The organism is Bradyrhizobium sp. 195 (genome assembly GCF_023101665.1).
In the GTDB taxonomy this organism is placed as follows: Bacteria; Pseudomonadota; Alphaproteobacteria; order Rhizobiales; family Xanthobacteraceae; genus Bradyrhizobium.
Genome location: NZ_CP082161.1, coordinates 6,326,235 through 6,347,136, shown reverse-complemented (window position 1 = coordinate 6,347,136; position 20,902 = coordinate 6,326,235). Strand labels below are relative to the sequence as shown.

Sequence of the window (20,902 nt, the reverse complement as noted above, 5' to 3'; positions counted from 1 at the left end):
TGGCATGCGCATGGCGAAGGAAGAAGGGCGCCGGATAGAAGCTGCCCATGCTCGAATGCAATACATCATCCCGGTTGCAGAGTGAGGAATATCCAATGGATCGGCCATTCAATATACCTGATGAGTTCGTCGATGGCTTCGCGAAGGCGGGCGCGAGCCTGTGGCGATCGTTGAGCTGGCCGATAAATGGTGAAAGCGACGGTGCAATGCGCAACTCGCCTCTGGCTCCTTCGGGGCGTATCGCCGAGTTGCAGGCTGACTATCTGAAGGGCTTATACCGACTTACAGAGCACTTCATGACATCGGCAGCAGGCGGGCAGGGCAACGGGGGTATCGAACCCGCGCGCGGCGATCGCAGGTTCAACAGCGCGGAGTGGCGGGAGAATTCGCTCTACAGCCTGCTGAAGCAATCTTACCTGCTGAATTCGCGCTACGCTACCGAGTTCGTCGAAGCGCTGGATATGGAAGATAAGGAAAAGCATCGGCTTCGCTTCTTCACGCGTCAACTCGTTGAAGCGATGAGCCCGACCAATTTTATCGCCACCAATCCCGATGTGATCAAGCTTGCGACCGATACCGATGGTCAAAGCCTCAAGATAGGCCTGGACAATTTGGTGGCGGATCTGGGCAAAGGCAATTTGACGATCACGGACGAGACCGCATTCGAGGTCGGAAAGGACGTCGCAACGTCCAAGGGCGCGGTCGTATTCGAGAACGAGCTGTTTCAGCTCATTCAATACGATCCGGCAACCGAGCAGGTGGCCGCGCGGCCCCTGTTGATCGTGCCGCCCTGCATCAACAAGTTCTATATCCTGGACCTGCAGCCGGCCAATTCCTTCGTGCGGTTTGCCGTTGAGCACGGGCAGACCGTGTTCGTGGTGTCCTGGCGCAATCCTGACGCTTCCTGCGGGCATTTTGGCTGGGATGACTATGTCGAACACGGTGCGATGCGGGCCATCGAGATCGTCCAATCGATCTCTGGTGCCGATAAGATCAATGTCGTCGGCTGGTGTGTCGGAGGTACCATCTTGTCGTCGGCGCTGGCGATTCTGCGGACGCGCGGCGACGAAAAGGTCGCCAGCGTCACCCTGCTGACCACCATGCTCGATTTCCGCGAGCCCGGCGATCTCGGCGTCTTCGTAGACAAGGAAAGCGTGCGCCAGCGCGAATTGACGATCGGCAATGGCGGCATCTACCGCGGGGCGGAGTTGGGATTCGTCTTCCAGACCCTGCGTTCGAAAGAGCTGATATGGCCGAATGTGATCAACCATTATTTGAAGGGGAAGCTGCCCGAGCGCTTCGATCTCCTGTTCTGGAACGCGGATGTCACCAATCTGCCTGGGCCGATGTATTGCTGGTACATCCGCAACATGTATCTGGAGAACAATCTCCGGAATGCCAACAGATTGTCGATGTGCGGCACTCCGGTTGATCTGGGGCGGGTCGACCTGCCAGCCTACGTTCTGGCGACCGTCGAGGACCACATCGTGCCGTGGCGTTCCGCCTACCGCACGACAGGCCTGTTCGGCGGCGACACCCGGTTTGTTCTGGGCGCGAGCGGGCATATCGCCGGCGTGATCAACCCGGCATCGAAAAACAAGCGAAGCTACTGGGTGTCTGGCGAGCGATGCGAGGATCCGGCAGCATGGCTGGCGGGTGCGGAAGAGAAGGCGGGCAGCTGGTGGAACGATTGGATCGGCTGGCTCAAGCCGCAGTCGGGAGAGCAGCTGCCGGCGCGCGCGCAGCTCGGCAGTAACCTCTATCCGCCCGGCGAACCGGCGCCCGGCCGATACGTGAAGGCGAAGGCGGACTGAAGGCCGGCAAGCTGGGTGCCTACGGCCTGCGAGCACCGCGCAAACCGTTACTTCGGAACGTGGGTCGGAGGTGGGATTTAGTATTGAAGGACAGTCAGGGGCTCGACGTCCGACACGAAGGGGAAAACCGTCGGTTAGATCGAAAGCCGCACGAGAACGCAGCAGAAAAAAGATCAGGGGTCGGCGTCGCATTTCTGGCTAGTGTGGAGTGGAAATCGCATGCCTATGCGCGCCAACGGATACAGAATCGGCACCTGGGACTCACAGTCTCGAGCTTCGTCTGGCTGGCTTCACTTGCGGGCCAGCGAGATAGATCCAGCAAACAGACCGTTATGAGGGACGGCATATCGACAAGGTTCGGCAAGCCGTTCGCTGGAACGCGCTCTGTCATGCCGCGGAAACCGGCGCGCCGACGGCGCTGCCGATCGGCAGGGCCTATCCGAAATATGGTGGGTGGGGCCGGGAGGGGGAGCGGGTGAAGAGTTCGAGCGACGCAAAAGCGGATCACATCATCAAGTCCGGTAGACCGCACTAAATCTTTGAGACTGCGCGTGCAGTCGAGATAATCGAGCGCACTGGACTGCGCCCCTGCAGTGAGACACGATAATTTACAGTGGCAATGTGGGGCGCCGTAACGCCGTGAGGCGGGAACGCGTCAGCCCCGTGGTGGGTAGTGTTCGAACATCTTGTCTGGAAACAAGCGCGGGGAGACGCGTTTTGGTGCGATAGGTAGCTCAGCGGCTGCGCCGCGTGGCGCATCCCGCGTATAAGGACGCATGCGATGAAGATGATCAAGGGACCGGCGATATTCCTCGCCCAGTTCGCGGCCGACGCGGCGCCGTTCAACTCCTTCGACAAGATCTGCGGATGGGCGGCTTCGCTCGGCTACGCGGGGATCCAGATTCCGAGCTGGGATGGGCGACTCTTCGACCTGAAAATGGCCTCGGAATCGCAGGACTATGCCGACGAGGTGAAGGGCGTAGCGGCTCGCCACGGGCTTACGATCACCGAGCTCTCGACCCATCTCCAGGGCCAGCTCGTTGCCGTTCACCCGGCCTATGACGCGGCATTCGACGGCTTCGCCGTGCCGGAGGTGCGTGGCAACGCCAAGGCCAGGACGGAGTGGGCCGTCGACCAGGTCAAGCGCGCGATCCTGACGTCCAGGCGGCTCGGGATCACGGCACAAGCGACCTTCTCCGGCGCGCTCGCCTGGCCCTATGTCTATCCCTGGCCGCAGCGTCCTGCCGGTCTCGTCGAGACCGCTTTCGACGAGCTCGCCAGGCGCTGGCGGCCGATCCTCGATTTTGCTGATGAGCACGGCGTCGACCTCGCCTATGAGATCCACCCGGGCGAGGACCTTCACGACGGCATCTCCTATGAGATGTTTCTCGAGCGGGTGAACGGTCACAAGCGCGCGAACCTGCTCTACGACCCCTCGCACTTCGTGCTGCAGCAGCTCGACTATCTCGACTACATCGACATCTACCACCAGCGCATCAAGGCATTCCACGTCAAGGATGCCGAGTTCAATCCGACCGGCCGCCAGGGCGTCTATGGCGGGTTCCAGAGTTGGGTCGACCGTGCCGGCCGCTTTCGATCGCTCGGCGACGGTCAGGTCGATTTCGGCGCCATCTTCTCCAAGCTCACGCAATACGATTACGACAGCTGGGCGGTGCTGGAATGGGAATGTGCGCTGAAGCATCCCGAGCAAGGCGCGCGCGAGGGGGCCGAGTTCATCAAGAGCCACATTATCCGCGTCACCGAGAAGGCCTTCGACGATTTCGCGGGCGCCGGCACCGACGACGCAGCGAACCGCAAGATGCTCGGCATCTCCTGAGGGAGGAGAAGACATGACGATCGAAGCAAGCAACGAAGCCGGCAATCGCGGTCGCATCCGGCTCGGCATGGTCGGCGGCGGCCAGGGAGCCTTCATCGGCGCAGTCCACCGCATCGCCGCTCGCATCGACGACCAGTTCGAGCTCGTGGCCGGCGCGCTCGCCTCGGATCCAGTCCGGGCTCAGGCCTCCGCGAAGGAGCTCGGCATCGCCGACAACCGCGCCTATGGCTCCTTCGAGGAGATGGCGAAGGCGGAAGCCGCCCGAGCCGGCATCGAGGCGGTCTCCATCGTGACGCCCAACCACATGCACAGTCCGGTCGCGAAAGTCTTCTTGGAAGCCGGAATTCACGTCATTTGCGACAAGCCACTGACGACGACCGTCGCAGAGGCCGAGGAGCTTGTGGCCTTGGTCAGGAAGACGGGCCGGGTTTTCGTGGTGACGCACAACTACACGGGTTATCCCATGGTCCGGCAGGCCCGGGCCATGATCGCGAATGGGGACCTCGGCGAGATCCGGCTGGTCCAGGCCGAATATCTCCAGGATTGGCTGACGGAGCGATTGGAGGCAAGCGACCACAAACAGGCGGCATGGCGCACGGACCCGGCCCGGTCGGGCGCCGGCGGGTGCATCGGCGACATCGGCACCCACGCCTATAATCTCGCCTGCTTCGTCACCGGCCTTGAGCTCGACGAGCTGCTCGCCCAACTGTCGACATTCGTCGAGGGCCGGCGCCTCGATGATGATGTTCAGATTCTTCTCAAGTGGAAGGGGGGCGCCAAGGGCATGCTGTGGGCGAGTCAGGTCGCCGTCGGCAACGAGAACGGCCTCACGCTGCGCGTCTATGGCAGCAAGGGCGGTCTCGAATGGGCGCAGGAGAATCCGAACCAGCTCTGGTTCACCCCGTACGGCCGGCCCAGGCAGCTGCTAACCCGCGGCGGCGCTGGTGTCTTGGGCGAAGCGGCCCGTGTCACCCGCGTGCCTTCTGGTCACCCTGAGGGCTACCTTGAAGGTTTCGCAACCATTTATGCCGAGGCAGCGCGCGCCATTCGCGCCGCAAGAACCGGTGAGAAGCCCGATCCCGAAGTCATCTTCCCGACCGTTGAGGATGGCTTGGCAGGCGTGAAGTTCATCGATGCTGCTGTAACGTCCTCGGCATGCAAAGGCACCTGGGTTCGGATCACCTAACGGCTCGCGTCTGTCATGAGGCGCTCGGTCAGGCCATCGACGTACCCTTTCCACGGGATCGCTTTGCCGCTTCGAAATTGATGCCAAGGACCGGATGAAGCGCCAGGACTTCGTCGAGCAAATCGAGGCGATGGCTGACAAGGAAGCGCAGCCGGAATTCAAGCCCGCAAGCTAAAGGGCCGGATTGTTCTGCGAGGAAAGGCACGGCCCCAAGCGCCATCAAAAGGCAAGGCGCTCTCAATCTCGCGCACATCCTTGGAATCTCGTCAAGGAATGTGCATGTTTGTTGGGCAGGGAGAAACTATGCGGATTCTTTTTGCGTTGTTTTGATGTTGATTTCGGCTGCGGGTGGATATTTCTATGCGAAGTCAGAGCCGCCGTATTTCTCCAAGGCGTTTCCTGACGTGGGCGCTAAACCCTCGACACTGAATTTGGGTTGTGAAGCTGTATCCCAAGGCTCTGTCTATGAGGATCGGGCCAAGCATACTGCGAACGCGCCGAGTGCGCGGCATGGCAGCTGTGGTTTGCGGGCGCGAAGTCCGAGTTCAATGTCCAAGGCAAGGCGCTGTGGCTGCCAGCCGTGACGAGCGAGCGCGAACCAAGCGCTCTTGTGGTTGGATTTCCCTTTGTAAGCCATTGATCTCCAATGACCGGCTTTTGACTCAGTTGGAAAATTTTTCCTGAAAAATCGACACTGGCAGCGTGTCTCTTAATCAGCGGGTCCCAGGTTCGAGCCCTGGTGCGCCCACCACCCTTAAGAGATTGGCCCGCAAGGGCTTTTTTAAATTGTTCGGCAGAACAAGCCGGGTCTCGTGCGACGTTCCGAGTTGCACGCTGTCCTGCTGTATGACTTTTCCTCGGCCAAGGTACGCAGCACGGCGCTCAGAGGCCGCGGAACCGCGGCTTGCGCTTCTCGGCAAAGGCTTGGATCGCTTCCTTGTGGGTGGGACTACGAAGGGTCAGGAATTCGTAGGCCATGGAAGCATCGAGGATCGAGTGCGCAAGCTGCTGTAACCCTACATTGGCGCATACCTTGCTCCAGCGGATAGCATCTCGCGGGCCGTCCGCGAGCCGTTGCGCCATCTCTTGTACTTTGCGATCGAGACCATCTCGCGGGACCACGTGGTTCACCAGTCCCATGCGTTCGGCATCGCGTGCCTGAATGGCATCTCCGGTCATGAGATATTCCTTCGCTCGAGCGTATCCAATGAGCTGGGGCCATATGATTGCCCCTCCATCTCCAGCGACAACGCCGGCTTTGACATGCGGATCACCGATCGTAGCATCGTCCGCCATGTAGATGATGTCGCAGAAGAGGGCGATCGTAGCCCCCAGTCCCACGCACGGGCCGTTCACTTTCGCGATGATCGGCTGCTCGAGGTCGAGCAGCGAATAGATGATCCGCTTCGCGCTCACCCGGGAAAGATAGTTGCCCGGACCTCCGTGCTCGTCGGCGTGCTCCTTCATCGCACGGAGATCGCCGCCAGCGCAGAACGCCTTGCCGGCTCCCGTCAGCACGACGACATCTGTCTCTTCGTCTTTCGCAACGTCGTAAAAGATGTCGGATAGCTCTTCATGAAGCTCGTGATTCACGGCATTGTACTGTGCCGGCCGATTGAAAGTCAGCGTCAGGATGCGCGCCTCACGCTCGGCCCTGATTTCGCGGTAGCGTGTATAGTCGACACTCATTTCATTTCCTCCTCGGGTTAGATAACAATATTATCTATTACTGCGCGGCGATACTTCGAGTTGCCTGTGGAGCGAGCTTCAGCCCGACACGGTCAGGCCGTGCTATCTTGCACGGAAAGCCAGATCGTCAAAGGCCGCGCGAACTCCGCAAGATCCGCAGCAGAACAGAGCGCGCAACCGGTGGCCGCAAGGGATGTGCGTAAGCTCCGTCAGGCTTTCGCCACGCGCGAGCCAACGCTCGCCCCAGGTAAGAAGTGCTAAGGGCACTTCATAGAGGTCGTGCCCCTTTTCCGTCAGCCTGTAGACAAAGCGCGTCCCTTGGTCGGAAATTGGGCTCGCGATGAGAACACCGAGTTGAGCCAGCCGCTCGAGCCGGCTCGACAGGATGTTGGGAGCAATTCCGAGATGCTCCTCGAATTCGCTGAATCGTTTTGTTCCCAGGAAGCACTCGCGGATCACCAAAGAGCTCCAACGGTCTCCGATAACGCGCAGCGTGTATGCTATCGGACATGTCCCTGAGCGATCGATCACATCAAGATCGGGCATGCGCTGCCGCTTGTGACCGATAAGGTCCGCAGAGGCTCGATGCATCGAAACGACCGCGATGTCGCGGGAACGGATGGGTTCTCGGCAATGCGAGCAGCGGAATTCGGCCACGAACGGATGCCCGCCTCTCTCGTGAGTGACGACGGTCCTCTGGCGCGGCCTCGCCTTGGTTTCCTGCCACCGCGATCCCCATCTCATTGCGCTGAGGAGGCACGCGGTGAAGTCTCTTCCCATGTCTGTCAGTCGATATTCGACCGGGGCGCCACGACCTTCGAGCATATGCCTCTCGAACAGCCCGCCTTCTGACAGCATACCCAACCTTGCCGTAAGGACTTTCGGCGAGATAGCCAAACGCTCCTGAAATTCGCCGAACCTTGTGGCGCCTTCGAAAATTGCTTCGCGAAGAATCATCCAGGACCAGGCGTCTCCCAAAAGCTCGCCCGTCCGGTAGATCGGATCAAAATGTGATGTGCCCTTCCCACGTTTCATAATTCCGTATCGAACGGATTTTGATTCCGTACAAGGGTTATGGAGTTCGCAGCGCACTCAGATTCCTCACGAATATGCCGATGCGGCAACGCAGCGACGATTGTAACTTGCGTAAGGGAAGTAATCATGTATTCTTCCCTTATGCAAGCATGCATATGGAGGATCAAAATCAAATGGCATACGAGAAACTGATCTACGATCGTAAGGGCGAGATCACGACGGTCACGCTCAACAGGCCGAAGGTTCACAACGCGCTGGACAAGCAGCTTTCGGCCGAATTGAACCAAGTGTTTCGTCAGGTGAGGGCCGATCGGGCCTGCCGCGTCCTGATCCTAAAGGGGGCCGGCGACACATTCTGCGCGGGCGACGACATCAAGGAGTTCAATCAGTGGGAGCCCGACGACGCATACTGGCAGGTCGAGCTGTACCAGGAGACGGTCAACATCCTCGAGAACCTCACACCGGTGACGATTGCGGCGGTCGACGGCGTCTGCACCGGCGGCGGTCTTGAGCTCACTCTGGTGTGCGATTTCGTAATCGCAACGGATCGCTCCCGCTGGGGCATGCCGGAGATCGATTGGGACATCACCCCGGGTTGGGGCGGCATTTCTCGCATCAACCGCTTTGCCGGTCGCCGCAAGGCAAAAGAATGGAACATGATCGGCGCCCTGTTCAGCGCGCAAACCGCAGAGCGTTATGATCTCGTGAATCGCCTGTGCGCGCCTGCCGAGCTCGACAAGGAGGTCGATGCCCTGGTGAAGGTCATGCTCGCCAAGAACCCCATCTCGCTCCGTCGAACCAAGTTCGCCCTGAACAAGAGCGCTGACATGACCGTCGACCAGGCGCTGTCTCTCGAACGCCCGATCCAGCCGCATCCATTCCTGAAGCCTGTGACCGGCGTGCCGAAGGATTCGACCGCGGGCATCTCCGATTTCACCACGAAGGAAGGTCGTGAGAAGCGTCGGCGTCTCTCCCGGGACTTTTGGCAGAGCTAGTCGTCTGTCGCTCCCGGAGGCCAATCGTTTCCGGGAGCGAGCGCTGCAAAACAACAGCTGCAAAACGGCAGCGGATATCACGGGTGGAATCAATCCATGGTCGCGCAAGGAACAGATGCCGCATTTCCAAGCCGTTCGGACGTCGACCGGTTGCTGACCGAGCCGGGGGGGCCGTTCGAGATGCACAGCATCGGAATCGGTCCAACGTCGGCGAGGGTCTACAAGAGTACTCCCCTGCATCTTGGTGCTGTGTTTGAGCGCGGGCAGTCATGGCCCGATCGAGAATACCTGGTGTACGATAGTGAGCGACTGACGTTTGATCGTCATCGTCAGATGGTCCGGCGGCTCGCTCGAGAGCTGCTGGAATCGTATGGAGTGAAGAAGGGCGATCGAATCGCGATCGCCATGCGTAATCTTCCGGAGTGGTCTGTCGCCTTTTGGGCCGCGGTGACAATCGGTGCGATTGCGGTGCCCCTGAACGCCTGGTGGACCGGCGCCGAACTGAGCTATGGAATTGACGACTGCGGCGCGCGGGTCGTGATCCTCGATGCGGAGCGATATAGCCGTCTTCGGACCTTCATTCCAAAGAACAAGATCAGCGCCACTATCGTCGCGCGTGGTACCGAAATCACGCCAGAGGTGCGAACCTTCGCATCGATCGTGGATCGCAATGACGATGCCGAAGCCGATTGGCCCAGTGCGGTCGAGATCGACCCGGATGATCCCGCAACAATCTTTTATACATCGGGAACTACGGGACGCGCCAAAGGCGCGCTCAGCTCGCATCGCGCCGTCTGCACGTTCTTGAGCAACGTGTCGATCGCTCGCGCCCGCACCGTCCTTCGCGAGGGCGCGACGTTACAGCAGCTTTCCCAGATGTCGGCAGGGCAATCCACGGCTCTTCTTGCCGTCCCGCTCTTTCACGTGATCGGCTGCTACGCGCACCTGGTTTCTGCGATGGCAAGCGGCGGAAAGATCGTTCTGATGTACAAGTGGGATGCGAACCAGGCGCTCGAGCTCGTCGAAAGAGAAAAGGTCAACAGCTTCACCGGAGTACCGACGATCGTTCTGCAGGCCTTAGCCAGCGCGCAACAATCGGGGCGCGATCTCTCCAGCTTGCAGGCGATCGGATTTAGTGGCGCACCGGCTCCTCCTGAACTTCCCTCCCAGATTGGTAATGCCCTTCCCCGATCTATTCCCGGCAACGGATACGGCTTGACCGAGTCCTCAGGTCTTATCAGCGCGGTGTGGGGGCGCGACTACCTCAGCCATCCAGGCAGCGTTGGGTATCCGCTCCCAGGCGTTGATGTGAAGGTGGTGGATCCAGAGTCCGGCCAGACGGTTGCGACCGGGCAGATCGGCGAGATCTGGGTGCGCAGCGCGGGTGTGATCCAAGGTTATTGGAATAACCCGGAAGCGTCGGCCGCGGCAATTACGGACGGTTGGCTGAAGACGGGAGACCTCGGTCGGCTCGACGCAGACGGCTTCCTGTACATTGTCGATCGTACCAAGGACATCATCATCCGGGGCGGCGAGAACGTCTACTCGATAGAGATCGAGAATTCGCTCCTATCCCATCCGCAAGTCCTTGAAGCCGCCGTCATCGGGCTGCCTCACCCTGAGCTAGGCGAGGAAATCGCCGCCGTCGTCCAAGTCCGCTCCAATGCTTCTACAACTGAAGAAGACCTGATCTCGTATGCGCTTGAGAATCTGGCGCGCTTCAAGGTGCCGAGCAAAATTCACATCAGGAGGCAGCCTCTTCCAAGAAACGCGGCAGGGAAGGTCCTGAAAGGCGAACTTCGAGACGACTTGTCCAGCTCGAAATGAGAGCGGCTGGCAAGGTTCGTCATTCAGCCACAGATGAGGGTAGCGCAATGTTCGCATCAAGGTCAGCTACAGTGATTGCTGGTTTGTTGGTAGTCCTGATTGGAAGCGCCCACGCAGAGAAACTGTATGGACCGGGAGTCAGCGATACCGAAATCAAGATCGGCAATACAATGCCGTACAGCGGGCCGGCATCCTCGCTCAGTACCATAGGCAAGGCGCTCGACGCGTATTTCAAGATGATCAACGCGAAGGGTGGCGTGAACGGCCGCAGGGTCCAGTTCGTCAGCCGCGACGATGCGTTCTCGCCGCCGAAGACGGTCGAGCAGACGCGCAAGCTGGTCGAGGACGACGGGGTTTCCCTGATCTTCGGAACCATTGGCACCGCGCCCAACACCGCGACCCAGAAATATCTGAACACCAACAAGGTGCCTCAGCTATTCATCGGGTCTTCCGCGGAGAAGTGGAACGATCCTGCTCATTTTCCGTGGACGATGGCTCTCTCATGGCAGCCGAACTACGCCGACGAGGCGAAAATCCATCTGCGCTATTTCAGAGGCAAATATCCTAGCGGCAGGGTCGCAATCCTCTATCAAAACGACGACGCCGGTAAGGAGTTCATGAAGGGAGTGAAGGAGGCCTTGGGCAACGACGAGTCGAAGGTCGTAGCTCTGGCTCTTCCGTTCGACCTGCAATATCCGACGATCGATTCCGAAATCGCGCGGCTTGCGACGACGAAGGCCGATGCCTTCATGATCTACAGCGTTACCCCCCGGGCCTGCGCCCAGGCGATCCGGACAGCCTATACCATCGGATGGCGTCCCGACTTGCGCTTTCTTTCCGGTAGTTGCCCGAATATCGAAGCGGTACTGAAGCCCGCCGGCCTCGAAAAAGCGGAAGGGCTTGTCACAATGCTGTCGGTCAAACTGGTGACGCCGGCGACCCAATCAGAACCTGACGTCGCCGAGTTCATTGCTTTCATGAGGGACTATGTGCCCGACGTCGTGCAGAGCGACTCCTACGCCGTCTACGCTTACCTTCTCGGCAATGCGCTCCGCGAAGTGCTCACGCGTTGTGGGGACGATCTGACACGAGAGAACATCATGAAGCAGGCATCGAGTTTGAAAGATATTCGCCTGCCGCTGCTCCTGCCTGGCATCAGCATCAATACGAGCTCTTCGGACTATCGGCCGATCCGAGATGCGTACCTCGCCCGGTTCGACGGAACGGAATGGGTCATCTTCGGAGACGCACTGCGCGGAGACTGATGAGCATTGGCGGTGTCAATTCGCGTCAATGATCGAGCTGCAGCTACCCCTGGCATGAAAGGACCAAGAGAATGGATTTTACTCTGAGTGAGCAGCAGCGCGTCTGGCGCGACCGAATCGTCGGGTTCATGCACCAGCACATCTACCCGTCCGTCTCGACCTACGAATCTCAGATCGCGGGTTTCGGTCCCGATCGTTGGCGCGTCGTTCCGATCGTTGAAGAGCTTAAGCAACGGGCCAAATCGCAAGGTCTTTGGAATCTGTTCCTTCCCCCGTCCGATCATCATGACACAGACGAATTCAAGGGCGCCGGGCTCTCGAATCTCGAATACGCGTTATGCGCCGAGGAGATGGGCAAGGTCTTCTTCGCCTCCGAAGTCTTCAACTGCTCGGCGCCCGATACCGGCAACATGGAGGTGCTTCACCGCTACGGGACCAAGGAGCAAAAAGAGCGGTGGTTGCGACCGCTCGTGCAAGGTGAGATCCGGTCAGCCTTTTTGATGACGGAGCCGGCGGTAGCGTCGTCCGACGCCACCAACATCGAAACCTCCATAAAGCGAGATGGCGACCACTACGTCGTCAATGGAAGGAAGTGGTGGTCATCCGGTGCTGGAGATCCGCGCTGCAAGATCGCGATCGTGATGGGCAAGACTGCGACGACCGGCCCGGCCCATCAGCAGCAGTCTCAGATCCTCGTTCCACTCGACACCCCGGGTGTCAGCATCGAGAGGATGCTTCCGGTGTTTGGATATGATGATGCGCCCCACGGCCACGCACAAATCCTGCTCGACAACGTGCGTGTCCCGGCCGCCAATCTGCTGCTCGGTGAGGGAAGAGGATTCGAGATCGCGCAGGGACGCCTCGGGCCGGGCCGCATCCATCATTGCATGCGCACGATCGGCGTCGCTGAAACTGCGCTGGAGAAGATGACGACGCGGCTGCTGAATCGCACGGCCTTCGGGAAGAAGTTGTCGGAGCAGTCGATCTGGGAACAGCGAGTCGCGGAAGCTCGTATCGACATCGAGATGGCGCGTTTGCTTTGTCTCAAGGCGGCAGACATGATGGACAGGGTCGGCAATAAGGAGGCGAAGCTGGAGATCGCAATGATCAAGGTTGCCGCTCCCCGGGCGGCCCTGCGAGTGATCGACGATGCCATTCAGGCGCACGGCGCAGCCGGCGTAAGCGAAGACTTCGGCCTTGCTCGCGAATACGCCTTGATGAGGATCATGCGCTTGGCCGACGGCCCTGACGAGGTTCACAACCGCCAGATCGCTCATATCGAGTTCAAGAAGCGCCTTGGGGGAAGAAAGTCGTGATAACGAGGAGCGATATCGAAGATCAGCTCACGCCGGTAGCTACTGCGGACGGCCGCTCCCGCACCGTCGGACCCCGCCTGCTCGCCTGGCTGAAAATGAACGTCCCGGAGCTGGCGGAGCCGATCACGATCGCGCAAATCGATGGCGGTCAATCGAACCCTACCTACAAGGTCCAGAGCGCCTCAGGTGCGTACGCACTGAGAAGGAAACCTATGGGCAAGCTGCTACCGTCTGCCCATGCGATCGATCGCGAGTACAAGGTAATGGCGGCTCTTCGAGGAACGGGTTTTCCGGTGCCGCGGCCCATCGCCTTCTGTGCGGACGAGGAGGTGATCGGATCGGCTTTCTATGTGATGGAGTGGATCGATGGCGGGCACCATTGGGATGGTACGCTGCCGCAGCTCAGCGCACGAGAGAGGCGCGCTCTCTACAGAGCCGAGGTTTTAACCCTGGCACGCCTTCACATGATCGATCCCGAGACCATCGGTTTGTCGACTTACGGCAAGCCGGGGAACTATTTCTCCCGTCAGATCGACCGCTGGTCTAAACAGTACCGAGCCTCGGAAACGCAGCGGATCGATCCCATGGAGAGGCTGATACGCTGGCTTCCCGCCACGGTGCCGCCACAGGAGAGGGTGTCGATCGTGCATGGCGATTACCGTCTCGACAATCTGATCTTCTCCAGGAATGACACGCAGATCGCGGCCGTCCTGGACTGGGAGCTTTCCACACTCGGCGATCCCTTGGCTGACTTCACCTATTTTCTGTCCCACTGGGTGATTCCTCCGGATGGTCGGAGCGGGCTCGCCGGATTGGATCTCGATGCATTGGGCATTCCAGGCATCGAGGAAATGGTCGCACTCTATACTGAGCAGACGCACAGGCGGAGCATATCTGACCTGAATTGGTACCTCGCTTACAATCTCTATCGTATTGTCTGCATTGGGCAGGGTGTGATCGGTCGGGTGCGCGATGGCACGGCGGCACATCCACGTGCCGCCGAAATGGAATCGCGGATCGAGCCTCTGGCGCAGACCGCGTGGTCCTTTGCCGAGCGGGCAGGGGCCTGAATCGGAGCGACTCCAAGCGGCGCCTCCACCGAGCCTGGAACCGGATCTGACCTGCAAGGCGTCCGCACGCAAGCCCGGCTCGACGGAGACCACTACGCCTTGAACGGCCAGAAGACCTTCATCACCAACGGGCAGTGCGCGGATCTCGTGGTTGTTGTCGCGCGCACAGGCGGCCCGGGCGCGAACGGGGCTCTCATTAATCGTGCTGGAGACGGAGGATGCGCCGGGTTTCCGCCGAGGATCTCGACAAGATCGGCCTCAATGCGTCAGATACATCCGAGCTGCTTTTTGAAGAGACGATCGTTCCGAGGGGAAATCTGCTCGGCTCCGAGGAAGGCAAGAGCTTCGTCCAGCTCATGCAGCAATTGCCGCGCGAGCGGCTATTGATCGCAATCGCCTCGGTGGCGGCGATGGAGAGAGCGGTGGATCTTACCGCCGAATACACCAGGGAGCGAAAGGCATTCGGCAAGCCGATCTTGGAGTTTCAGAACACGAGCTGGCCGAGAGAAAGGCCGAGGCGACCATAGCGAGAGTCTTCGTCGACTGGTGCGTTGAGCGCCTGATCCAAGGCGAGCTGGATGCGACGACCGCGTCGATGGCAAAGTGGTGGTGCTCCGAAAAGGAGGTCCAGACAGCGGACGAATGCCTCCAGCTGCATGGGGGATACGGCTACACGGAGGAGTACCCTATCTCACGCATGTTCGTGGACGCACGCATTCAGAAGATCTATGGCGGCACTAACGAGATCATGAAAATGCTGATCGCGCGCTCCCTCTGAGCTCTGCCGGGAAGCCGGCTGCCATCAGCGAGGGCAGGTCCGGGCCGATCAGGGGTGGGCCGCATTCTGCAGTTGTGAACTGGCATTCAGTGGTCTAGTTGTCTTTGGAGCAACAGTCCGCATTTTCCGGTCGTTCTCCAGGCATTTGCTCTTGGAGCCGGAAGGACCAGTCCGATTTTGCAGCGCCGGAGTGTTATTTGGCTCGCACGAACCCCGTCAGCAGCCCAAGCGCGCGAAAGACTCGGCCCGCCAGCAAACCCACGGGAACATCCGGCCTCCGGGAGCGGAATTGCTCGGTTGCGCGTACGGTGGTCATCCTCTCGGACGCGTGGACCTTCCTGGTGATTCGAGAGGCATTTTTTGGCGCTCATCGATTCGAGGAATTCCGCTCGATGCTGCAGATACCGAGGGCGACCTTGACGGATCGGCTGCAGCGCCTGGTGTCCGAGGGGATTTTCAAAAGGATCGAGTATTCCCAGACGTCGAGCTGGGTCGAATACCGCCTGACCCGCTCGGGTATCGATTTCTACCCGACCTTCATGGCTCTCATGCAGTTCGGGGACAAATGGCTCTCCGAGAACCACGGCGTACCTCTGCAACTGGTGCACGCCGATTGCGGCAAAGTGAGCAAGCCCTTCGTTGCTTGCTCCCATTGTCTGAACAAGGTGACGGCGCGCCACGTCACCTATCGCGACGGCCCCGGGGCAGGGCTTGTCAACGTCGAACCATCCAAACGTTCGCGGCGGTCGTCCGATGATGAGCAGTTCAATCGGGGGCGGCCAAGCTCGGTTTCGCGTGCTCTACAGGTCATCGGGGACCGGTGGAGCTTCCTGGTCATTCGGGAAGCGTTCTTCGGGGCGCGGCGGTTTGACAAACTGCAGTCCGAGCTAGGTATCGCCCCGAACATCCTGTCCGACCGACTCACCCGGCTCGTCGAGCGCGGGATCTTCATGAAGAGGATGTACCAAAGCGGGCCGGATCGCTTCGAGTACCTTTTGACGCCAATGGGCTTTGATCTTTATGGTCCCCTGGTCACCATGATGGCATGGGGCGACAAATGGAGATCGAACGGGAAGGCACCGCTGATCCTGACCCACATCGATTGCGGTCACGATTTCACGCCAACCGTGATCTGCAACGAGTGCAAGAATCCTGTACAGGCGCACGCGATGCAATATCGCATGCGTTACAATCCAGACCGCTACGGCGGCAAAAAAAGCAGCCGGGCATTGCCCGGCTGAAGTTTGGGAGAACCAGCTACTTCTGGATCAGCGGACATTTGCTTTCGGAAAGTGGCCGGAAGGCTTCGTCTCCCGGGATCACTGCCCGCAGCTTGTAATAGTCCCAGTCATACTTGGATTCTTCGGGCTTCTTCACCTCATAGACGTACATGTCGTGGACGAAGCGGCCGTCTTCCCGGATGCGTCCATTCTTGGCGAAGAAGTCGTTGACCGGGATTTCGCGCATCTTCGCCATCACCGTCTTGGCGTCGTCGGTGCCGGCAGCCTTGATGGCATTGAGGTAGTGCATGGTCGATGAATAGTCGCCGGCGTCGCCCATATGCGGCATGCGCTTCATCTTGGCGAAAAAGCGCTTCGCAAAGGCTCTCGTCTCCTCGTCACGATCCCAATAGAATGCATTGGTCAACACCAGACCCTGCGCGGACCGCAAGCCCATCGAGTGGATATCGGTGATCCAGACCAGCAAGCCGGCCAGCGTCTGCGTGACACCGAACTCCCTTGCCGATTTCAGCGCGTTGATGAAGACCGTACCTGAGCCTGCGATCGCGACGACGTTTGCTTTCGATGCCTGGGCCTGGAGCAGGAACGCCGCATGGTCGTTGGTGTCGATCGGATAGCGTACCGTTCCTGCGATATTGCCGCCGTTGGCCTTGACGACGGCACTGGTGTCGGCCTCGAGGGCATGCCCGAAGGCGTAGTCGGCGGTCAGGAAGTACCATGATTTCAGGCCTTCCTTGATCAGCGCCTTACCTGTGCCCTGCGCAAGCGCATACGTGTCGTAAGCATAGTGGATACTGTTGGGGGTGCAGGAATCGCCCGTCAACCGTGACGTGCCGGAGCCGTTGACGATCGCGATCCGTCCCTTCTCCTTTGCGACATTGGTGACCGCCAGCGCGATGGAGGAGTTGATCAGGTTGGCGATCATGTCGACCTTGTCGACGTCGTACCATTCCCGCGCCTTGGCGATCGCGACCTCGTTGCGGTTCTGATGATCGGCCGCAACGACCTCGATCGGCTTGCCGAGCACGCTGCCGCCGAAATCCTCGACAGCCATCTTCACGGCAGTGACGGAGCCTTCGCCTGACTCGTGCGAGAATTGGCCGGACATATCGGTCAGGACACCGATTTTGACGACTCCGTCGGAAAGCCCAGTGTTTTGTGCAAGGGCTGGGGCCGCCGCCCCTAGCGCCAATGTCACGCCCAAGCTGAACCGAAAAATCACTCTCATTGCTCCCTCCCTGCTTGGCCTTCGGAGATGCCCCGAAAGCGCTCTTGACTTTTGACTTGCATAACTAGACTAATTTGTTATGGTTCTGTCAAGTGACCTCGACGCCGCGTGATGTCGCGCCGCTTGGATCACGAGAAATCAGATGAGGAAGCGCGGGATGAGCCAGGCCGAGCGCAGTCGTGCTGCGCCGAATGATTGCGTTCTCGAAGCACAGAGCTTGCGAAAAGAGTTTCGTGGGTTCGTCGCGGTCGCAGGCGTCAACCTGAAGATAAAGCGCGGCAGCATTCACGCCTTGATCGGACCAAACGGTGCGGGCAAAACCACCGTGTTCAATCTGTTGACGCGCTTCCTTCCGCTCTCTTCGGGGCGGATCAGCTTCGAGTCCGAGGACGTCACCGCCTTGCGACCCGATCAGCTTGCTGCGCGCGGCCTCGTGCGTTCGTTCCAAATTTCGGCTGTGTTCGCCAATCTCTCGGTGGCCGACAACATCAGGCTGGCGCTGCAACGACCCATGCTGTCTGCACTGCGCTTCTGGGCCGGCAATAAGGCTGCGACATTCGGCGAAGACAGGATTTCAGGGCTGCTTGGGCAAGTGGGGCTTGAGAGCTATGCGCGGGAGCGCGCCGGCGATCTGCCATATGGTCGAAAACGGGCGCTCGAAATTGCGACGACCCTCGCGGCCGATCCGAAAGTCATGTTGCTGGACGAGCCAACCCAGGGGCTCGGACATGAGGACGTCGATCGGGTGACCGATCTGATCCGCCGCGCGGCACAGGGCCGCACCGTTGTGATGGTCGAGCATAACATGAAAATGGTCGCCCAGATTGCCGATACCATCACAGTGCTGCGGCGAGGTGAGATCATCGCTGAAGGCGCCTATCAGGAGATAGCCGCGAATCCGGAGGTGGTAGAAGCCTATCTCGGGTCCAAGCATCGAGGCGACCGCTCGCAGTCGGGGGCGCGCGCATCATGACCGCCGAGCTCCTTGAGCCGCATGTCGCTGCGCTGAGTGTGCATAACCTGCACGCTTGGTACGGCGAATCCCACATCCTGCATGGCATGAACCTGTCGCTCGGGCAGGGCGAGATCGTCGCGCTGCTCGGCCGCAACGGTAGCGGACGGACGACGACCTTGCGCGCCATCGTCGGTCTGGTGGACCGCCGCGCCGGATCCATCACGGTGTATCAGCGTGAGGCGATCGGGATGAAGCCACACCTCGTGGCGCGACTCGGCATCGGCTACTGCCCCGAAGAGCGCGGCATCTTTTCCAGCTTGTCTTGTGAAGAAAATCTCATGCTGCCACCGAAGCAGCGCGACGGAGGCATGTCGGTCGAACAAATTTACGAATTGCTGCCAAACCTCGCCGAGCGTCGTCGCGCTCAGGGGACGCGATTGTCTGGTGGCGAGCAACAGATGCTGGCCATTGCTCGGATCCTGCGTAGCGGGGCGCGCATTCTGCTGCTCGACGAGATCTCCGAAGGCTTAGCGCCGGTTATCGTGGACAGATTGTTCGATCTGGTCATCAGGCTGAAAAGCCTCGGCTACACAGTCCTGCTGGTCGAGCAGAACAAGTACTTTGCCCAGCCGCTGGCCGATCGTTTTCTCGTCGTCGAGCGCGGCGAGGTCGTCATGCAGCTAACCCGTGACGAACTCGACGGCAACGCCGCCGCTGTCGATCGCGTCCTTGGTATCTAGAGGTGGTCGCAATGTTCGATATCCCGCTCCAAGTCCTGCTCGGTCAGATTACGATTGGGCTGGTCAACGGTTGCTTCTACGCGATGCTGAGCCTTGGGCTCGCAATCATCTTCGGCCTCTTGAATGTGATCAATTTCGCGCACGGGGCACTCTATATGCTGGGTGCTTTCGGCGGCTATCTGCTGTTGCAGATATTTGGAGTCGATTATTGGTGGTCCCTGGTCATCGCGCCAATTGGCGTCGGAGTGATCGGTGCTGCCATCGAGCGGCTATTCCTGCGCAGGCTGGCTGGGGTCGATCATCTCTATAGCCTGTTGTTCACGTTCGGGCTCGCGATCTTTCTCGAGGGCATCTTCCGCGACATCTATGGCGCTGCTGGCCGACCGTATCCGGTGCCGGCAGCCCTGAGAGGCGTTGTCGACATCGGCTTCATGCGACTGCCGGTCTACCGGCTATGGATCGTCCTGGCGTCGCTTGCGATGTGCGGTGGCATCTGGCTGCTGATCGAGAAGACCAAGCTCGGCTCCTATTTGCGAGCAGGCACCGAGAACCCGAGGCTGGTTCAGGCTCTCGGGATCAACGTTCCGGTCATGATCACGATGACCTATGCGCTTGGCGCGGCTCTCGCGGCCTTCGCTGGTGTGCTCGCAGCGCCGCTCTATCAGGTTCAACCGGCGATGGGCTCAAATCTTCTCATCGTCACCTTCGCGGTCGTGGTGATCGGCGGGTTAGGCTCTCTATCTGGTGCCATCCTCGCAGGCCTAGCGCTCGGCGTCTTGGAAGGACTTTCAAAAGTGATCTACCCGGAAGTTTCCTCAACTGTTGTTTTCATTGCCATGGCGGCGATCCTGTTGATCCGGCCCGCGGGCCTGATGGGACGGGAGGCATGAAGATGCGTACTTCCACCGCGATCCTCCTTGCAATCGTTACGGTCGGCGTGGCCGCGCCGCTCGGCGGGCTCTATCCGCTGTTCCTGACGAAGTGTCTCGCGTTTGCGCTGTTCGCTTGCTCCTTCAATTTCTTCACTGGCAATGTTGGGCTATTGTCGATCGGCCATGCCGCCTTCTTCGGCCTGGGCGCTTATGTCGCTGGACACGCGCTCAAAGTCTGGGGGATGACGCCGGAATTTGCGCTCGGATTGGCCGTGCTTGTCGGAGCGTCGCTCGGCTTTATCATGGGTGGGATGGCGATCCGCCGCCAGGGCATCTATTTCGCCATGGTCACCCTTGCGCTGGCGCAGATGGTCTATTTCTTCTGTCTGCAGGCGCCCTTCACCGGGGCCGAGGACGGATTGCAGCGGATTCCTCGCGGGCGGCTGTTTGGACTAATCCCGCTCGACAATGATCTCGCGATGTATGGTTTCGTGTTGGTCTCGGTCGCTGGTGCCATATGGGGATTGCAGCGGTTGATGGAGGCACCGTTCGGGCAGGTGCTGCTTGCGATCCGGGACAACGAGCCGCGCGCGATGTCGCTCGGCTACGATTGCCGCGGCTACAAGCTCATGGCCTTCGTGATCTCGGCGTCGGTCGCGGCTCTTGCCGGCGGACTGAAGGCTCAGACCCTTGGCCTTGCATCTTTGCCCGATGCGCATTGGACCCAATCCGGCAACGTCATTCTGATGTGCCTGCTCGGCGGCCTCGGCACGGCTGTCGGCCCGATCGTCGGCGCCACTTTCATTGTGGCGCTGGAGGGCTATCTGGCCGACTTCGGAGTGGTCAACATCATGGGAGTAACGATCGATTTGTCGACCAAAATTCCGATCGTGATCGGTGCCATCTTCATGCTGTGCGTGCTGGCGTTCCGCAAGGGAATCGTCGGCGAGATTGTTGACCGGACGAAGCAGCATGTTCGGAACGCGCAAGCCGCCGCGGTCACCAAACAGGTTGACACGCTGCTGCAAAAGTAGTTCAGTTATGAAAGTGAGAT

17 protein-coding genes and 1 pseudogene are annotated in these 20,902 nt (G+C 59.8%); 14 read left to right on the top strand and 4 right to left on the bottom strand.

What is annotated here, in order from left to right; all coding sequences use genetic code 11:
- The first annotated feature begins 95 nt into the window (after positions 1-95).
- The 3 genes from IVB26_RS29715 (at position 96) to IVB26_RS29705 (ending at position 4,837) form a co-directional block, all read left to right on the top strand.
- Positions 96-1,814 carry a PHA/PHB synthase family protein gene (locus tag IVB26_RS29715; protein ID WP_247968623.1) on the top strand — a complete coding sequence of 573 codons (1,719 nt, stop codon included), beginning with the start codon at positions 96-98 and terminating at the stop codon, positions 1,812-1,814.
- Between the two features lie 781 nt (positions 1,815-2,595).
- On the top strand, positions 2,596-3,651 hold the full coding sequence (locus IVB26_RS29710) for a sugar phosphate isomerase/epimerase family protein (protein ID WP_247968622.1): 1,056 nt from the start codon (positions 2,596-2,598) through the stop codon (positions 3,649-3,651).
- 13 nt (positions 3,652-3,664) lie between these two features.
- The gene (locus IVB26_RS29705) at positions 3,665-4,837 is read left to right on the top strand and encodes a Gfo/Idh/MocA family protein (RefSeq protein ID WP_247968621.1); all 1,173 of its coding nucleotides are present in this window, start codon (positions 3,665-3,667) and stop codon (positions 4,835-4,837) included.
- 28 nt (positions 4,838-4,865) lie between these two features.
- On the opposite strand, the gene IVB26_RS29700 is transcribed toward IVB26_RS29705, so the two are convergent.
- From IVB26_RS29700 to IVB26_RS29690, 3 genes are all read right to left on the bottom strand, one after another.
- Positions 4,866-5,057: a hypothetical protein gene (locus IVB26_RS29700; RefSeq protein ID WP_247968620.1), complete on the bottom strand. Its 192-nt coding sequence runs from the start codon at positions 5,055-5,057 to the stop codon at positions 4,866-4,868.
- A gap of 662 nt (positions 5,058-5,719) precedes the next feature.
- Positions 5,720-6,526 (bottom strand): enoyl-CoA hydratase/isomerase family protein, encoded by an 807-nt coding sequence (locus IVB26_RS29695; protein WP_247968619.1) that lies wholly within the window; start codon positions 6,524-6,526, stop codon positions 5,720-5,722.
- 102 nt (positions 6,527-6,628) lie between these two features.
- Entirely contained in the window at positions 6,629-7,561 is a 933-nt protein-coding gene (locus IVB26_RS29690) for a winged helix-turn-helix transcriptional regulator (protein WP_247968618.1), read from the bottom strand.
- 20 nt (positions 7,562-7,581) lie between these two features.
- On the opposite strand from IVB26_RS29690, the gene IVB26_RS29685 reads away from it, so the two are divergent.
- The 7 genes and pseudogenes from IVB26_RS29685 to IVB26_RS29655 all read left to right on the top strand — a co-directional run bounded on the left by IVB26_RS29685 (position 7,582) and on the right by IVB26_RS29655 (position 16,053).
- Positions 7,582-8,556: an enoyl-CoA hydratase/isomerase family protein gene (locus IVB26_RS29685; RefSeq protein ID WP_247968617.1), complete on the top strand. Its 975-nt coding sequence runs from the start codon at positions 7,582-7,584 to the stop codon at positions 8,554-8,556.
- Positions 8,557-8,652: 96 nt separating this feature from the next.
- The gene (locus IVB26_RS29680) at positions 8,653-10,383 is read left to right on the top strand and encodes a class I adenylate-forming enzyme family protein (RefSeq protein ID WP_247968616.1); all 1,731 of its coding nucleotides are present in this window, start codon (positions 8,653-8,655) and stop codon (positions 10,381-10,383) included.
- Between the two features lie 47 nt (positions 10,384-10,430).
- Positions 10,431-11,648, top strand: a complete 1,218-nt coding sequence (locus tag IVB26_RS29675; protein ID WP_247968615.1) for an ABC transporter substrate-binding protein — start codon at positions 10,431-10,433, stop codon at positions 11,646-11,648.
- A 71-nt stretch (positions 11,649-11,719) separates the two neighbouring features.
- Positions 11,720-12,964: an acyl-CoA dehydrogenase family protein gene (locus tag IVB26_RS29670; RefSeq protein WP_247968614.1), complete on the top strand. Its 1,245-nt coding sequence runs from the start codon at positions 11,720-11,722 to the stop codon at positions 12,962-12,964.
- Positions 12,961-14,034, top strand: coding sequence for a phosphotransferase family protein (locus IVB26_RS29665; protein ID WP_247968613.1), 1,074 nt, complete (start codon positions 12,961-12,963; stop codon positions 14,032-14,034). Before IVB26_RS29670 ends, IVB26_RS29665 begins: the two co-directional genes overlap by 4 nt.
- 21 nt (positions 14,035-14,055) lie before the next feature.
- Positions 14,056-14,812, top strand: a pseudogene (locus IVB26_RS29660) (acyl-CoA dehydrogenase family protein); the annotation flags it as partial.
- 308 nt (positions 14,813-15,120) lie between these two features.
- Positions 15,121-16,053, top strand: a complete 933-nt coding sequence (locus tag IVB26_RS29655; protein WP_247968612.1) for a winged helix-turn-helix transcriptional regulator — start codon at positions 15,121-15,123, stop codon at positions 16,051-16,053.
- A 16-nt stretch (positions 16,054-16,069) separates the two neighbouring features.
- Here IVB26_RS29655 and IVB26_RS29650 read toward each other — a convergent pair whose 3' ends face one another.
- Positions 16,070-17,281, bottom strand: coding sequence for an ABC transporter substrate-binding protein (locus IVB26_RS29650; protein ID WP_247968611.1), 1,212 nt, complete (start codon positions 17,279-17,281; stop codon positions 16,070-16,072).
- 157 nt (positions 17,282-17,438) lie between these two features.
- Here IVB26_RS29650 and IVB26_RS29645 point away from each other — a divergent pair, with 157 nt between their 5' ends.
- The 4 genes from IVB26_RS29645 to IVB26_RS29630 are packed head-to-tail and all read left to right on the top strand — an operon-like array spanning position 17,439 to position 20,882.
- Complete coding sequence (locus IVB26_RS29645; RefSeq protein WP_247968610.1) at positions 17,439-18,254, top strand: ABC transporter ATP-binding protein; 816 nt, start codon at positions 17,439-17,441, stop codon at positions 18,252-18,254.
- Complete coding sequence (locus IVB26_RS29640; RefSeq protein WP_247968609.1) at positions 18,251-18,976, top strand: ABC transporter ATP-binding protein; 726 nt, start codon at positions 18,251-18,253, stop codon at positions 18,974-18,976. Before IVB26_RS29645 ends, IVB26_RS29640 begins: the two co-directional genes overlap by 4 nt.
- 2 nt (positions 18,977-18,978) lie before the next feature.
- Positions 18,979-19,866, top strand: a complete 888-nt coding sequence (locus IVB26_RS29635) for a branched-chain amino acid ABC transporter permease (RefSeq protein ID WP_247968608.1) — start codon at positions 18,979-18,981, stop codon at positions 19,864-19,866.
- Between the two features lie 2 nt (positions 19,867-19,868).
- Entirely contained in the window at positions 19,869-20,882 is a 1,014-nt protein-coding gene (locus tag IVB26_RS29630; protein ID WP_247968607.1) for a branched-chain amino acid ABC transporter permease, read from the top strand.
- The last annotated feature ends 20 nt before the right edge of the window (positions 20,883-20,902 follow it).